Origin of the sequence: Tautonia rosea (assembly GCF_012958305.1) — a bacterium.
In the GTDB taxonomy this organism is placed as follows: domain Bacteria; phylum Planctomycetota; class Planctomycetia; order Isosphaerales; family Isosphaeraceae; genus Tautonia; species Tautonia rosea.
The window spans coordinates 338551-353731 of sequence record NZ_JABBYO010000002.1 but is presented as its reverse complement, the minus strand read 5'-3'; the positions used below and the strand labels follow the sequence as shown (position 1 = coordinate 353731).

The window sequence follows — 15181 nt, the reverse complement described above, 5'->3', positions numbered from 1 at the left end:
AGGTCCTCCGGCAATGCCGAAGATGCTTCTTTCTCGGGATCAGTTTCGACGACTCATCCGCAGGCGAAAAGAGTCCGGCGCCTACCGCTGGGATGAAGTCTGGGATGGAGTCTACGTCGTGTCTCCCGATCCGGACATCCAGCATCAGTGGCTTGCAGGTTATTTGCTTCATACGCTAATCGCGGCTGTCGGTCACATCGACGGGATCAAGCTTTTTCCCTCGATCAACATCTCCGACCGCCCCGACCGCTGGCGGAAGAACTGCCGCTGCCCCGACGCCGCCGTCTTCCTGCCCGGCAACCCGGCCGAAGATCGCGGCGCCTACTGGCTGGGAGGCCCCGACTTCCTGATCGAGATCCTCAGCCCCGGCGACCGAGCCCGCCGCAAGCTCCCCTTTTTCGCCAAGGTCGGAGTCAGAGAAGCCCTGATCATCGATCGCAACCCCTGGCGGCTCGAACTCCATCGCCGCCTTGACGATCAGTTCCTTCTCGTCGGAACTTCGAGCCCCAGCGATCCGGAGCCGATCGCCAGCAAAGTCCTTCCGCTCAGCTTCCGCCTCGTCTCAGGCGATCCGCGACCGACCATCGAAGTCGTTCGTCAGGACGGCGCCCGATGGTTCGTCTAACGACGACGAGAACCTCCCCCATACCGATCCGCGTCTGATCCACGCTCTTGCCGACGCATTCCTCCCCCCCTCGAGAATCACCAATGCGCACCTTTTGCTCGATTTCATCCGCCGCCCTGGTGCTTCTGGTGGCCTCGGCCGCTTCGGCCTCATCTCCCGTGCTCAGCACTATCCTGCCAGCGGGCGTCCAGCGGGGGACCGAGGTTGAGCTGACCCTCGCCGGCGACCGGCTCGCCGATGCCCAGGAACTGCTTTGGTATCAGCCCGGCATCGAGACCCTGAGCGTCGAACCTGCCGAGGACGGTAAATCGGTCAAGGCTGCGATCCGGATCGCCGAGGATGCCCGCCTCGGCCTTTACGACCTCCGAATCCGTTCCGCCACTGGCGTCAGCCATCTCCGCACCTTCAGCGTTGGTGCGTATCCTGAGATCGCCGAGGCCGCCGATGCCAACAGTAATTTCGACGAACCTCAGCCCATCCCCTTGAATGTCACCGTCATCGGGGTCGCTGAGAACGAGGACGACGACTTCTACGTCATCGAGGCCAAGAAAGGGGACCGGATCACCGCCGAGGTCGAGGGCATCCGGCTTGGCAAGACCCTCTTCGACCCTTACGTTGCCATCCTCAACCCCCAGCGCTTCGAACTGGTCCGCAGCGACGACGCCAGCCTCGTCCGTCAGGACCCCCTTGTTCAGCTCATCGCTCCTGAAGACGGCAAGTACATCATTCAGGTCCGAGAAAGTGCCTACCAGGGCAACGGCAACTGCCATTACCGCCTTCATGTCGGCCACTTCCCCCGACCAAGAGCCCTTGTTCCGGCCGGAGGCCCGATCGGCGAGACGGTTGAGGTCCAGTGGATCGGCGACATCGAAGGGGATCGCACCCAGGCCGTCACCCTCCCCGACCACGCCGACCCGAACTTCAGCCTCCTTGCTGAGGATGACCGCGGCGTCTCCCCTGCCCCGTACGCCTTCCGCCTCAGCCCGTTCGGCAACGTAATCGAATCCGGTTCGACCAGCGAGCCGACTTCCTTCGCTCCGCCGATGGGCCTGAACGGGGTCATTCGAGACGATGGCGAAACCGACCAGTTCAGCTTTGTGGCCAAGAACGGCCAGGTGCTGGACATCCGCGTCTTTGCCCGATCACTCGGATCACCGCTCGATTCGGTCCTTGTCGTGTCCAAGAAAGCCGGAGGCAACGTTGGCGCAAACGACGATAGCGGCGGCCCTGATAGCTACTACCGCTTTACTGCCCCCGAGGATGGCGAGTACCTCATCAGCATTCGCGACCACCTTCAAAAAGGCAGCCCAGACCACTTTTACCGCATTGAAGTCACCCCCGTCGAACCAAAGCTGACCATCAGCCCGCAGAATGAGAATCCACAGATTGGGGTCGTGACCGCGTCGGTCCCTCGCGGAAATCGCCTCGCAATGCTCGTCAATGCCTCCCGGGCCGACTTCGGCGGCGATCTCGCCTTCTCAGCCGAGGGGCTCCCTGAGGGGATTGCGCTGGATGCCGACACCATGGCCGCCGGCATTGCCCAGATGCCCGTCCTGCTCTCCGCCTCGGCCGACGCCCCGGTCGCCGGCACCCTCGCCACCCTGACCGGTGCCCCGACTGATGCGAGCCTTTCGGTTCCTTCGACACTGGCCCACACCGTCGAGCTTGTCCAGGGACGCAACAACATCCCCTTCTGGACCCGATCCGTCGATCGCCTCGCCGTGAGCGTGTCCGAGGAAGCCCCCTTCTCCATCGAGGTTGTCGAACCGAAGGTGCCCCTCGTTCGCAACGGCGTCATGCAGTTAAAGGTGGTGGCCACCCGCGTCGAAGGGTTCACCGCGCCGATTGCCGTTTCCCTCCCCTGGAATCCTCCTGGCATCGGCTCGGCCGGTGGCGTGTCGATTCCCGAAGGACAGAATGAAGCCCTCATCCCCTTGAATGCCGCCGACAACGCCGGGCTGGCGACCTGGAAGATCGTTGTCGACGGCTCCTCGACCGGTCCGAGCGGCCCGGTCACGGTCAGCTCTCAGCTCGTTCCGCTGACAATCGCCGAGAAGTTCCTCACCTTTGAGTTCGAACGGGCCGCAGCCGAGCAAGGCAGCGAAGCCCCCCTGCTGGTGAAGATCAACCAGCTCACCCCGTTCGAAGGGGAAGCGACCGTCACGCTCGTCGGTCTGCCCAATGCCGCGACCGTCGAGCCGACGACGATCACCAAGGATGCCGAGGAAATCATCTTCCCGATCAAGATCGCCCCCGAGACCCCCGAAGGCACCCACAAGAACCTCTTCTGCCAGGTCGTCATTACCCAGAACGGCGAACCCATCCACCACAATCTCGGCTCCACCGAGCTTCGGGTCGATAAGCCCCTGCCCAAGGAACAGCCGAAGGCCGAGGCCGCCGCCCCTGTCCCCCCCAAGCCCGAGGCCAAGAAGCCCCTCAGCCGCCTTGAACAACTCCGCCTCGAAGAGCAGCAACGCACTGAATCGACCTCAGGAGCCGGAGAGCCTGAGAATTGATCGGGTCGATTCGCTTCGACCAAACACCCCGTTCCCTCCGCTCGTTGATCGTCTTGGATTCCGAATCGCATTCCGACCCGCGCAGCCGACGGCAGGAGACGCCAGCCATGCCCCCCTTGATCCGGACCTGCGTGACCGCCGCTTCAATCGCTCTGCTCGCCCTTAGCGGCGTGGCCCAGGCGATGGAGCCGGCGATCACCACACTTCAGGTCTTCCCGCCCGAGATCAACCTCTCGACCGATCGCGATCGTCAGTCGATCGTCGTTCAGGCCAACTTCTCGAACGATACCACCCGCGACGTGACCGCCGAAGCCTCCTTCGCACTGGCCGATCCCTCCCTGGTCCGGGTTGACGCATCGCACACTTACTACCCCGTTTCCAACGGCTCGACTGTCCTCACCGTCTCTTTCGGCGATCAAAAGGTCGAGGTCCCTGTCACCGTCTCCCGGGCCGGGGAGATGCCCCCGTTGAGCTACCGGCTCGACGTGATGCCCGTGTTCATGAAGGCCGGTTGCAATTCGGGCGGTTGCCACGGAGCCGCTCGGGGGAAGGACGGCTTCCGCCTCTCACTCTTCGGCTTCGATCCCGAGGGCGACTATCACCGCCTGCTCCGCGAGCTGCCCGGCCGTCGCATCAACCTTTCCGTGCCCGATGCCAGTACCGTTCTGGAAAAAGGGGCCGGGCTCGTCCCCCACTCCGGCGGCCAGCTGTTTACCACCGACAGCGAACTCTACGCCTCGATCCGCGAGTGGATTGCCAACGGCGCACCGAACGATCAGGTCGAAGCGCTCCCCACCCTCACCGACGTCCAGCTTTACCCCAGCCGAGCCGTGCTCGACGGTAAGGGCTCGACCCAGCAGATGACCGTCCGGGCCATCTACTCCGACGGCACCGACCGCGACGTGACCTCGCTGGCCGTCTTCAGCACCAACAACGACAACTCGGCCGCCGTCGATGGTGCCGGCCTCGTCACCGCTGGAGAGCGTGGCGAAGCGTTCGTCATGGCCCGCTTCGAAACCTTTACCGTCGGCTCCCAGTTCCTCATTCTCCCCAAGGGTCTCGAATTCGAGTATCCCGAGGAGCCCGAGGCGAACTACATCGACACCCTCGTCGCCAATAAGCTCCGCAAGATCCGGGTTGCCCCCTCGGAGATCTGCTCCGACGAGACGTTCCTCCGTCGCGTTTCTCTCGACCTCGTGGGGCTCGTTCCAACCCCTGAGGAATACCAGGCCTTCCTCGACGATTCCGACCCCAACAAACGATCCAGGGTCATCGACGAACTGCTCACGCGCAAGGAGTTCTCCGAGATCTGGGTCCAGAAATGGGCTGAGCTACTCCAGGTGCGGACCGTCGCGAACCAGATCGAATACAAGGGGATGTACCTCTATTACAACTGGCTCGTCGAGCAGCTCTCCAACGACGTCCCGATGGACGTCATGACCCGCGAACTGCTCTCGGCCAGCGGTGGCACCTTCCAGAATCCCGCCACCAATTACTTCCTGAGCACCAATGACCGTCTCCTGATGGCGGAGAACGTAGCCCAAGTGTTCATGGGCATGCGCATCCAATGCGCCCAGTGTCACAACCACCCGTTCGATCGCTGGACCCAGGACGACTACTACGGCTTCGTCGCCTTCTTCGCCCAGATCGGCCGCAAGCAAGGCGACGATTACCGGGAGACGATCATCTTCAACTCCGGCGGCGGAGAGACCAAGCACCCGGTCGACGGCCGCAACATGGCCCCCAAGTTCCTCGGCGGCGAGACCCCCGACGTGAGCGGCAAGGACCGTCGCGAGGTGCTGGCCGAATGGCTCGCCTCACCTGAGAATCCCTTCTTCGCCACCAGCTTCGTCAACCGGGTCTGGGCCCACTTCTTTGGAATCGGTATTGTTGAAGAAGTTGATGACTTCCGCGTCTCGAACCCCGCCTCCAACCCCGAGCTGCTCGACGAGCTGGCCCGCCGCTTCACCGAGTCGGGATACGACCTGAAGTCCCTTGTCCGAGACATCTGCAACAGTCGGACCTATCAGCGTGACACAATCGCCAACGAGTCGAACGCCCACGACTCCGTGAACTTTGCTCGTGCCAACCTCCGACGCATCAAGGCCGAGAACCTTCTCGACGTGATCAGCCAGGTCACTGACACGCAGGACAAGTTTCGGGGGCTTCCACTCGGTGCCCGAGCCGTTCAAATTGCCGACGGCCGCTCCTCAAATTACTTCCTCACGACTTTCGGCCGCGCGACCCGCGAGACCGTCTGCTCGTGCGAGGTGAAGATGGAGCCGACCCTCTCGCAATCGCTCCACCTGCTCAACGGCTCGACCACCAACGCAAAGATCCGCTCTAGCCCCGTGCTCAAACAACTGGTCGAGAGCGACCTTCCCCCCGAAGACCTGATTTCTGATCTCTACGTACGCTGCCTGAGCCGAAAACCGACCTCGGAGGAGCAGAACCAACTCTTGCCCCTCTTCGGCGAGGGCTCCAACCGGCAGCACGCGCTCGAAGATGTCTTCTGGGCCTTGCTCAACAGCCGCGAGTTCATTTTCAACCACTGATCTTGTTCCCCGATGCTTCGCCATCGTGGGCCGAGCCCCTTCGACTCGGCCCGCGATGGTCCCGCCCCATTGATCCTCCCCGGACTGGACCCGCCGACAGCTTGAGGTGTCTTTGCCGATGCGACCGCTTCCCCTCTCCACCGCCCTGACCGTGCTGCTCGGCGTCTCGGCCGGATTGGCCTCGGCCCAGGACGCCAAGCTCACCTTCACCGACAACGCGGCCAAGATTTTCCAGGCGCGCTGCAACACCTGCCACAACGCCGACAAGGCCTCTGGCGGCCTGAACCTCACCACCTATGCCAACATGATGGAAGGTGGCGGCTCCGGCTCGGTCATCGAGCCGGGTTCCGCAGACGACAGCTGGCTCTTTTTGCTCGTCAACCACGACGAAACCCCCACCATGCCCCCGAACGCTCCGAAGATCCCCGAGGAGGAAATCGACGTCCTCCGCAAGTGGATCGATGCCGGGGCGCCTGAGAACTCGGGCAGCGTCGTGAGCGTCAAGAAGAAGCCGAAGATGGAGTTTCAGCTCGACCCCTCGGCCCTCGGCAAGCCGACGGGCGAGCCGGCCATGCCCCAGGGCGTGCCCACCGAACCGGTGCTCGTCAACGATCGTCCCGGCGCGATCGTCGCGCTCGCGGCCAGCCCCTGGGCTCCTCTCGTGGCGATCGGCCAGCACAAGCAGGTCCTCCTTTATGACACCGAGAACAAAAGCCTCGCCGCCGTCCTTCCCTTCGACGAAGGCGACGTCCACGTCCTCCGCTTCTCCCGAGACGGCGACCTCCTGCTCGCCGGCGGAGGCCGAGGCGGTCAGTCCGGCCGCGTGGTCGTCTGGGACGTGAAGACCGGCGAACGTCTGAGCGAAGCCGGCCAGGAATACGACCTCGTCCTTGCCGCCGACATCAGCCCCGACCGCTCCCTGATCGCCCTCGGCGGCCCGAGCAAGATCCTCCGCGTCTACCGGACCGACGACGACTCTCTCGTCTACGAGTCCCGCAAACACACCGAGTGGGTCACCTCGGTCGCCTTCAGCCCCGATGGCGTCCTGCTCGCTTCGGGCGATCGCAACGGCGGCACCCTCGTCTGGGAGGCCCGCACCGGCCGAGAGTTCTACATCCTTCCCGGCCACGGCGACATGGTTACCAGCATGGACTGGCGGCTCGATTCGAACGTCCTGGTCAGCGCCTCGCAGGACGCCTCGGTCAAGACCTGGGACATGTTCACCGGCAACCAGCTCAAGAGCTGGAACGCCCACGGCGGCGGCACCACCTCCGTCCGGTTCGCCAAGGACGGCCGCGTTGTCACCAGCGGACGCGACCGCGTCGCCAAGCTCTGGGATCAGGACGGCAAGGAACTCAAGGCCTTCGGTGGGTTCAGCGATCTGACCCTTCAGGCCGCGATCGGCCACGATGAAAAGACCATCATCACGGGAACCTTCGACGGAATCGTCCGCCTGTTCAACGGCGACGATGCCAGCCCGCTTGGCGACCTCCGCGCCAATCCCTTGACCGTCGCCTCGCGGCTTGAAGCCATTCGCCCCGAGGCCGAGGCCGCCCGAGCCGCTGCTGACGCCGGCCTCGCCGAGCTGGAACCGCTCCGCCAGGCCGCCACCGCGACCGCCCAGACCCTCGCCGCCGCCGAGCAGCAGCTCCAGACCGCCGAAGCGACCGCCACGCAAACCACCCAGGCCGTCGCCGCCGCCGAGGCCGCGACGACGGAAACCAACGCCACCCATCAGGCCGCCCTCGCCGCGTTCCAGAAGGCCGCCGAGGCCGATGCTCAGGCCATCAACGCCCTCAGCAACGCCTCTCAGGCTCTGGCTGCAGCCGCTGACACGACCCGTTCCCTCGTAGAGAAGGCCGCAGGTGATCCTGCTACCGTTTCCGAAGCTGAGGCCGCCCTCGCTCAGCGGACCAAAACCACCGAGGCCGTTGTTCCTGCACTCGCCGCCGTGATCGCCTCGGCCGATGCCGTAACTGCCGCACGTGCTCCCCTGGCCGATGCCATCGCCCGGAAACGCACCGTCGACACCGCCCTCGCCGACGCCCGAGCCGCCGCCAAGGCGGCGACCGACGCTCTTGGACCCCTCAAGGCCGCCGTCGAGCAAGCTCAGCAGGCCCGAGCCACTGCCGACGCCGCGCTCGCCGAAAAGGCTCCCGCCGTCGAGGCCCTCGTCGCCAATGCCACGCGTCTTGAAGCCCAACGCGACGCCCTCATCGCCGAATTGAACGCCCGACAGCCTGATCCAACGGCTGCAGCTTCGGTGAACGAGGAGTAACGTCCGGCAAACACCGATTGCCTCGTCATCGGCCTGTGTTCGTCGGTCCAGAACCGTGTCAATTGTCAAAGGCCAGCGGGAATCATTCCCCCGCTGGCCTTTGAGTCTGATGAGTCGTGACCAGAGGCCAACTCAATCGGCCGTAATCAGCCCGATTTGCTGGTGGGCAATGGTCGCATCGGTCGAGAGGGACGAGGTCACGTAAACACCCCGAAACATGGGAATGAGTTCAAGGAGGAGTTCCACATCCTCCGGGGTCGGTGCATCGTCCTCATCGTTCTCGGGTCGAGCCATCATGAAGCGTTTCAGATCGTCCCTCCGATCCTGAGCGAGCCGATGCAGGGCGGCCACATCCAAATAGGCGAACGTGGACGCTCCCGGGAACAGTCGGTTGCGAGCCGCCAGAGCGGTCGGGAGCCGATCGGCCCTCTCCGCACTGGCGTCCGACAGGACTGCGGCCACGGCATCGAGATCGGTCCCCAGTACGATCAATCCTCGGGCGACGACAAAGGCAACACGGGGAGAGCCTGGGTCCTGACCCACCATCAGCGCTGAAATTCGGGCTCCCTCGTGCCATTGATGCTCCAGCCGAAGCGGAGCCTCGTCGTTGGTTTCGTCCAGGCTCATGAAGGCCAGCAGAGTCCGGAGGGCATTCTCGATCGCCTCGGCCGCGTCGGGATCACCGATCGAAGCCACCAGGACCGCCGGTGCGCTTTGGATCGGCTGATCCGGCTTTGGGGCATGAACCCACCCCACCACTCCTGGTCCGAATGTCGGCAGAATTTCACTGCGAAGATCTCGACCAAGCAGTAAGCCCCGGAACAGTTCCAGCACGGTTCCCACCCGATCATGCTGCGCTTGCGGAACCGAAGCGACCACCAGATCATGCAAGGCCGGTGCGTCCACATGCCCGACCGCCGTGAGCAGGGCCGAGTCAGGAATCCGGGACAACAAGGCCGTTGCCTCACCCGATCGCGACGCCCAGGCTCGGACCGGAGCCGGGAGACGATCCGCATCGAACACTTCAACCACGTGCAATACCGGACCCTCTCGCCACTCCAGCGCCATCCCCAACGAATCCATCGCCGCCAAGATCTCCTTCAACGGTGCCGGCAGTTCGTCGATCGCTGTGTCTTCCGGGTTGGCATTCACCAGTCGGGAAACGAATTCGGGATCAATCAGCAGTGACAGCATGGCCCGATCGGGCAAGCGTTCGCGTACCCGAGTCACGGCCGGGTCATCCGTCAATCGGGGAACGTCGCGATCGTCCATGCGATCGATCACCGCACGGAGTAACTGTTCGCTATTGGTCCAGACAAAACTGTCGTCCTCGAGCAAGACGTACGACTCATCGGGTCGTCCATCCTTGAACGCTCGGACCGAGTACGAGATCCCGTTGTACTCGCGTGCTTCAACCCGCTGAAGCTTGCCCGAGGCGAGTTCCGCCCCATTGGCCACTCCGATGAATCGCTCCAGGAGTTCTCGATCGGAGACGACGGTCTGCAGCAGCCCTCGGGCCGCGTCAGGTGGCGCATCGGGCGGCAGGTGCAACGACAGGACCACCGCCTGGCCAAGCAATCCTTCCGTGAACTGCCCGATTGAAGCCCCGAGCGCCGCCTCAACGTCCCGTCGAGCCCTCCGCAAGGTTGCTCCTTCGTCCGAGTCGAACCACTTCTGGACCGGATCCAGGGTCTTCAATCGCTGCACCAGGGGAGTGGCTGCCAGTTGATCCAGATGGTCCCCGAGATCCTCAATCACCAGGGCCATCGACGCTTCGGGCGGAACTCGTTCCAGAAGACGGTTCGTCGCATCATTGGCCAGGCAGAGTTTGGGACCCTGGCCAACCGTCACCCAGACCGTCAACCACAAGACCAACCGGAACGAGAAGCGAACGGTCATCGAATCGTGTCTCCGGCCTCAGACGATCGAAGGGCCATCACAACAAAGAAGATCAAACCCCTCGCCCGGGAATCGAGGGGTCTTCAGCCGGGGGAAAACTTGGTACGAGGAAACTGAATGCGCTGCGGGTCGGCTGAGAAAAGGGCCTCATGCCGGCTTCAAGCCGGGTGCCGATCCCCTTGACCATACCATCAGTCGGCCCCTCCACCGTTTTCGGCACGGTCGCCTCGAGACGGGAAGAAGACTCGGTGGCCGACTCGAGCATCTCCCGACCAAGCCTCGCCGCCGGTTCGGACGTCCGCCGGGCAAGGGCGACCGTCACTTCGGCCATCTCGGCCACCGACTCGGTCAAGCGACGCGAGGACGCATCGACCGTCATCACGGGAGCCGCTGGCGGCGGCAGCCGGTTCGGCTTCAGATCGACCAGCTCGCGAGGCGACAGGATCGATCGGAGCCCGAAGACGACCAGCAAGACCGCCGCGGCCATTGCACACCGTCGGACGATTGGTGTTGATCCCCGACGAACCGGTCGCATCGGCAACGTCCCTGGAGCACGATCCGTCTGAACCGCCGCAAGCACACGAGCCGAGAGATCGGCCGGGGGGCGGGGCGGCTCAAGTGCGATGATTGCCTGAGCCAGGGTCGAACATCCCGCCACGCGTGTCCGGCATCGAGCGCAAACGCTCAGATGCGATGCCAGCTCCGAAGGAATTCCCTCCGAGACCTCCGGCGAGGACCCGGATCGGACCTCGTCGAGGCGAAGCTCCCAGTAGCGTTCCACCTCTCGACACGTCATCGCACACTCTCCCAGGCCAGGCGAACCGGCTCGACCGGCGGTTGCCTTCGACCGCCAGGCCCAGCAACCTGATCGACCAGAGGCCAGGCGGTTCGATCAATCGTCGTCGGATGGTTCAAGAACATCAGGGGTCCGATCGGGGTCAGCAGTCCTGAAATCAACAGATCACCCCCCTGCGCGTCAGATCCTCGGCCATCAAGGCCCGGGCGCGATGCAGCCAGGTCTTCACCGTGCCAATCGGGCGATCCATGATCCGGGCAATCTCCTCATAAGAGAGTCCCTGTTCATGATACAGGCTGAAAACCAATCGGTAATCCGGCCTGAGCCGATCCAGTGCCCGAAGCAATTCGCCGGCCAGGTCGTCAGGATCGGTCAACCCGGGCCGGTGATCAGGCTGATCGTCAGGCGGTTCGACCGGCGTGGGCCGACGCGACCGACGCCCGAGAGCTGTCCGACACCGATTGGCCGCAATCCCCAGCAACCAGGGTCGCAACGCTCGCTCGGGATCGAAGGCGTGGACCGACCTCAGGGCGCGTACGAACGTCTCCTGGACGACATCCTCTGCATCCTGCCGATGACCGAGCATTCGCAAGCAGAGCCCGAAAATAACACCCTGGTACTGTTCGATGAGCGCAGCAGGGGCCGAGGGGTCGCCGGCTCGCAAGGCATCGACCAGTCCGCGATCGTCATCCATCGGCGCTCGGCCCTCGATCTAACTCGGGTCCTCGACGGGCCGGTCATCATCAGTTACCCGGACACCAGGGGATCCCGTTTCAGCAAATTCGTCCCGGGCCTGGATTTCTTCTGCGGTTCTCCCGTAAGAATCCTCTCGAACGTCCAGGTTTCGGGCTGCGAGATCCGCCTCATCGCCCTCCAACGGCCCACCCTCGCGGGGCATTCGCAAGACAAAATTGACGATGATCAGAATTAGGCCAAGCATGACCGCATTGGCAATCGTCACCAGCCCTCTTGTTCCCGGAAGCTCCTTCCAGAGAATCGAGAGCGACGGAATCGAGCCTCCCGACAGCACGAGCCATCCCAGCACGAGGGCAATCACCACCAGTGGCCCCTTCCGGCCCGACCAACCCCTGGCCGGTTCTCCTCCGTCAGACCCCTCGCGCATCGGGCCCCCAGAGTTGCTTGTGCAACTGGACCTGTAACCGCAGCGGCAGGCCGCTTTCCAAAATCCAGCTCGCCAGCGACGCCGGAGCCACCATTCCATGGGCCGGACTGATCAGCACCGCGCAACGATCGGTCAGTCGATGCTCCCGGATGTGACCAATGGTCCAGTCGAAATCACCCCGATCGCAGACGACCACCTTCACCTCATCCGTTGGCTTCAGCTTCGGCAGGTTTTCCCAGAGGTTGGCGTCCGCCTCTCCCGAGCCGGGCGTCTTCAGATCAAGAATGATTCGGACCCTCGGATCGACCGGACCGATGTCGCACGCGCCGCTCGTTTCGAGCAAGACGAGATGGCCGGAATCGGCCAGCCGAGCCATCAAGGGAAAGACCTCAGGCTGAAGCAACGGCTCTCCGCCCGTCACCTCGATCAGATCTCCGGAACAGGCCAATCCGATCGTTTGTTCGACCAGATCCTCGATCGCGATCGGCTTTCCCCGCTGAAACGCGTGCGGCGTGTCACAATACGAACATCGCAGGTGACAGGCCGTCAACCGAACGAACACACAGGGTAATCCCGCCCAGGTCCCTTCCCCCTGAAGGCTTCGGTAAACTTCGTGAATCACCAGCGTGCCCGCCCGTTTGCCCAGCAACGGCTTCAAGCGGTGATCGTGACGAGAGCCGGCAATGGGTCGCGGGATCGGGGCACTCAACGGTCGCTCCGGATCGGGAATAATCTCAAACACCAAGACACCTTCGTCGCAGCCTCACTATTGTACAAGCCTTCGACGGAAAAGGTGAGGTTCCGAATCTCGCAAGGCGACGCTGATTCCAGAAGCGATGCCGCGGAACGTCGCGTCTGATCCGATCCGCCCCTGGCATCGCCCCCCTTCGTCCAATTAAGATTGAACGGATCAACCGCTCCTCCGTACCTGACTTCCGACCGACCCCGGAGCCTCCCGCCATGCTCAGCCGACTGACCCTCTCGCTGTTCGTCCTGCTCGGTGTCGGCGTGATTGTCCGGGCCGAAGAGGAACCGCTGCCCGAAGGCCACTCCAATCACGGCGAAGCCTTCAACGAGGGTCCTCGCCAGGCCGGTTACTTGATGGAAGGTCAGGGGAGCGTCGATTTCCCCATCACCACCAACTCGACCGAGGTCCAGGCGCTCGTCAATCAAGGGGTCGCCCAGCTTCACGTCTTCTTCTACTTCGAGGCCGAACGTTCCTTCCGGCAGGCCAGCACCCTCGAGCCCGATCACCCCATGCTCTACTGGGGCATGGCTATGTCCAACGTCAACAACGCCGAACGGGCCAAGGGATTTCTCAAGGTCGCTCGAGACAAGGCCGAAGCCGCGCAACTCTCTCGCCGCGAGCAACTCTATCTCGATGCCCTCAGCGCCTTTTACAAGGAAGACGGCGACGACAAATCACGTCGCCAGGGCTGGCTCAAGGGGCTTGAAAAAATCGTCCAGGAATTTCGAGACGACCTCGATGCCCGAGCCTGGCTTGCCATGGTCACCTGGCAAAACGGCCGGCAAGACGGCATCGGCAGTCGTGAGGCGGTGAGCCTGCTCATCGACTCCGTCATCGCGAAGAATCCCCTCCACCCAGGGGCCCACCACTACAAAATCCACCTCTGGGACAAGCAGGACGATACCCAGGCTCTCGAGTCCGCCGCCAAGTTCGCTGAGGCCTCCCCCGGCATCGCCCACGCCTGGCACATGCCCGGCCATACCTACACGAACCTGAAGCGCTACGCCGACGCCTCCTACCAGCAAGAAGGCTCCGCCCGCGTCGATCACGCCTACATGATCCGCGACCGCGTCATGCCCTTCATGATCCACAACTACTCCCACAACAACCAGTGGCTCTCCGAGAGCCTCACCAAGACCGGACGCCTCAACGACGCGGTCCTCGTCGCCCGAGACCTCGTCGAGCAACCTCGCGATCCGAAAAAGAACAACGCCAAATCCGGTGGACACCCACAGCGCGAAGGCCGTCGCAGATGGTCCGAAGCCCTGATCACCTTTGAACGCTGGGATGACCTGCTCGACGCCACCGCCTCCGGGGCGCTTGACTGGTCCGACGAACCGATCGAAGAGGTCAAGCGTGCTTACACTCTCGGCCTCGCCCACGCGGCCCGAGGCGATCTCAACCTCCTCGACGATCAAATCGCCACACTCAAGGCCCTGCTCCCTCCAACCGAAGAACCCTCCGACACCGCGAAGGCCGACGAGACAAAGACCGACGAGACAAAGGCCGACGAGACAAAGGCCGACGAGACAAAGGCCGACGACGATTCCCAGGACAAACCCAAGCCCGCCCCCAAGCCTCCCGGGCTTGACTCCGCTCTGGCCGAGCTTGAAGGGCACCGCCTTCTCTTAACCGGGGAGACGGATGCCGCCTTCGAACGCTTCGGCAAGGCCAACGGCATGCGCCGCGAATCGCTCGCCCGCCTCCTCCTGGCCGCCGGGCGGACGGACGAGGCCGTTGCCAAGGTCAAGCAGGCCGTCGAGCGTGCTCGCAACGAGGTCGCCCCGCTCGCCGCTCAGGTCGAGATCCTCGCCGCCGCCAACCAGATTGACGACGCCCGGGCCGCCTATCTCTCCCTCCGCGAGATCGCCCGAGAAGCCGATCCCGACCTCCCGGTCCTTCAGCGAATCAACACCCTGCTGACCACCTGGAAGGAACAGGATGGCTGGCAGCCTCCCGCTCTGGAGCCCCGCTCCGACCTCGCCGCCGCGTCTCGGATCGACCTCAACACCGTAGGCCCCCTCACCTGGTCCCCCTTCCCGGCCCAACCGCTCGAAGGGGTCGATACCGACGGCATCACCCACCGCCTGGAAGACTACCGAGGCCAGAACGTCCTGCTCATTTTCTACCTCGGAGGCGACTGCGCTCACTGCATGGAGCAACTTATCGCCTTCAGCAAGGACATTGATCGCATCCGGGATACGGGAACCGTTGTCCTTGCCGTCAGCACCGACACGCTCGACCGTACCGTTACCCTCAAGAATAACGGCGAGATCAACTTCACCATGCCCTTGCTCTCCGACCCGGAACTGACCTCATTCCGAAGATTTGGGGCCTTCGACGACTTCGAGAACATGCCGCTGCACGGCACCTTCCTCATCGACTCCCAGGGAAACCTCCGCTACCAGGACATCTCCTGGCAGCCCTTCCTTGATGTCGACTTTGTCGTCTCGGAGCTTTCCCGGATCAATCGCCTCCTCGGACGGATTCCCGGACCCGTCGCCGCCAGCCGTTGATCGGCGTCTTGATCCCGAGATCGTGATCCCACAAATCAAAGGGTCAGGCGTCTCCTCGGTGAGATGCCTGACCCCTTGGCGTTCGTGTTCACACGAACCGGAAACCGCTGACCATGAGGCCAGGC

11 protein-coding genes are annotated in these 15181 nt (G+C 63.4%); 5 read left to right on the top strand and 6 right to left on the bottom strand.

Annotated features, from left to right (window positions below; translation table 11 throughout):
- Positions 1-13 precede the first annotated feature (13 nt).
- From HG800_RS04255 to HG800_RS27920, 4 genes are all read left to right on the top strand, one after another.
- A complete protein-coding gene (locus tag HG800_RS04255) occupies positions 14-625 on the top strand; it encodes a Uma2 family endonuclease (protein WP_169974080.1) in 612 nt (203 codons plus the stop codon).
- Positions 626-708: 83 nt separating this feature from the next.
- Positions 709-3141 (top strand): PPC domain-containing protein, encoded by a 2433-nt coding sequence (locus tag HG800_RS04250; RefSeq protein ID WP_169974078.1) that lies wholly within the window; start codon positions 709-711, stop codon positions 3139-3141.
- Positions 3142-3248: 107 nt separating this feature from the next.
- A complete protein-coding gene (locus tag HG800_RS04245) occupies positions 3249-5696 on the top strand; it encodes a DUF1549 domain-containing protein (protein ID WP_169974076.1) in 2448 nt (815 codons plus the stop codon).
- A gap of 118 nt (positions 5697-5814) precedes the next feature.
- Positions 5815-7974, top strand: coding sequence for a WD40 domain-containing protein (locus HG800_RS27920; protein ID WP_169974075.1), 2160 nt, complete (start codon positions 5815-5817; stop codon positions 7972-7974).
- 132 nt (positions 7975-8106) lie between these two features.
- Here HG800_RS27920 and HG800_RS04235 read toward each other — a convergent pair whose 3' ends face one another.
- From HG800_RS04235 to HG800_RS04215, 6 genes are read right to left on the bottom strand one after another with little or no spacing between them, the layout of a single operon-like run.
- Entirely contained in the window at positions 8107-9873 is a 1767-nt protein-coding gene (locus tag HG800_RS04235) for a hypothetical protein (RefSeq protein WP_169974073.1), read from the bottom strand.
- A 52-nt stretch (positions 9874-9925) separates the two neighbouring features.
- Complete coding sequence (locus HG800_RS04230; protein ID WP_169974071.1) at positions 9926-10669, bottom strand: hypothetical protein; 744 nt, start codon at positions 10667-10669, stop codon at positions 9926-9928.
- Complete coding sequence (locus tag HG800_RS27915) at positions 10666-10794, bottom strand: hypothetical protein (RefSeq protein ID WP_261345883.1); 129 nt, start codon at positions 10792-10794, stop codon at positions 10666-10668. Before HG800_RS27915 ends, HG800_RS04230 begins: the two co-directional genes overlap by 4 nt.
- A gap of 32 nt (positions 10795-10826) precedes the next feature.
- Positions 10827-11363, bottom strand: coding sequence for an RNA polymerase sigma factor (locus tag HG800_RS04225; RefSeq protein WP_169974069.1), 537 nt, complete (start codon positions 11361-11363; stop codon positions 10827-10829).
- An 18-nt stretch (positions 11364-11381) separates the two neighbouring features.
- Positions 11382-11729 (bottom strand): hypothetical protein, encoded by a 348-nt coding sequence (locus HG800_RS04220; protein ID WP_169974067.1) that lies wholly within the window; start codon positions 11727-11729, stop codon positions 11382-11384.
- Between the two features lie 46 nt (positions 11730-11775).
- Positions 11776-12501: a radical SAM protein gene (locus HG800_RS04215; protein WP_235963247.1), complete on the bottom strand. Its 726-nt coding sequence runs from the start codon at positions 12499-12501 to the stop codon at positions 11776-11778.
- 251 nt (positions 12502-12752) lie between these two features.
- Here HG800_RS04215 and HG800_RS04210 point away from each other — a divergent pair, with 251 nt between their 5' ends.
- The gene (locus HG800_RS04210; RefSeq protein ID WP_169974065.1) at positions 12753-15056 is read left to right on the top strand and encodes a peroxiredoxin family protein; all 2304 of its coding nucleotides are present in this window, start codon (positions 12753-12755) and stop codon (positions 15054-15056) included.
- The last annotated feature ends 125 nt before the right edge of the window (positions 15057-15181 follow it).

What these genes read in the sequence shown, in the direction of transcription:
- HG800_RS04230 (WP_169974071.1), bottom strand. Translation starts at nt 10,669, where the DNA reads ATGACGTGTCGAGAGGTGGAACGCTACTGGGAGCTTCGCCTCGACGAG.
- HG800_RS27915 (WP_261345883.1), bottom strand. Translation starts at nt 10,794, where the DNA reads ATGTTCTTGAACCATCCGACGACGATTGATCGAACCGCCTGGCCTCTG.
- HG800_RS04255 (WP_169974080.1), top strand. Translation starts at nt 14, where the DNA reads ATGCCGAAGATGCTTCTTTCTCGGGATCAGTTTCGACGACTCATCCGC.
- HG800_RS04250 (WP_169974078.1), top strand. Translation starts at nt 709, where the DNA reads ATGCGCACCTTTTGCTCGATTTCATCCGCCGCCCTGGTGCTTCTGGTG.
- HG800_RS04235 (WP_169974073.1), bottom strand. Translation starts at nt 9,873, where the DNA reads ATGACCGTTCGCTTCTCGTTCCGGTTGGTCTTGTGGTTGACGGTCTGG.
- HG800_RS27920 (WP_169974075.1), top strand. Translation starts at nt 5,815, where the DNA reads ATGCGACCGCTTCCCCTCTCCACCGCCCTGACCGTGCTGCTCGGCGTC.
- HG800_RS04225 (WP_169974069.1), bottom strand. Translation starts at nt 11,363, where the DNA reads ATGGATGACGATCGCGGACTGGTCGATGCCTTGCGAGCCGGCGACCCC.
- HG800_RS04245 (WP_169974076.1), top strand. Translation starts at nt 3,249, where the DNA reads ATGCCCCCCTTGATCCGGACCTGCGTGACCGCCGCTTCAATCGCTCTG.
- HG800_RS04210 (WP_169974065.1), top strand. Translation starts at nt 12,753, where the DNA reads ATGCTCAGCCGACTGACCCTCTCGCTGTTCGTCCTGCTCGGTGTCGGC.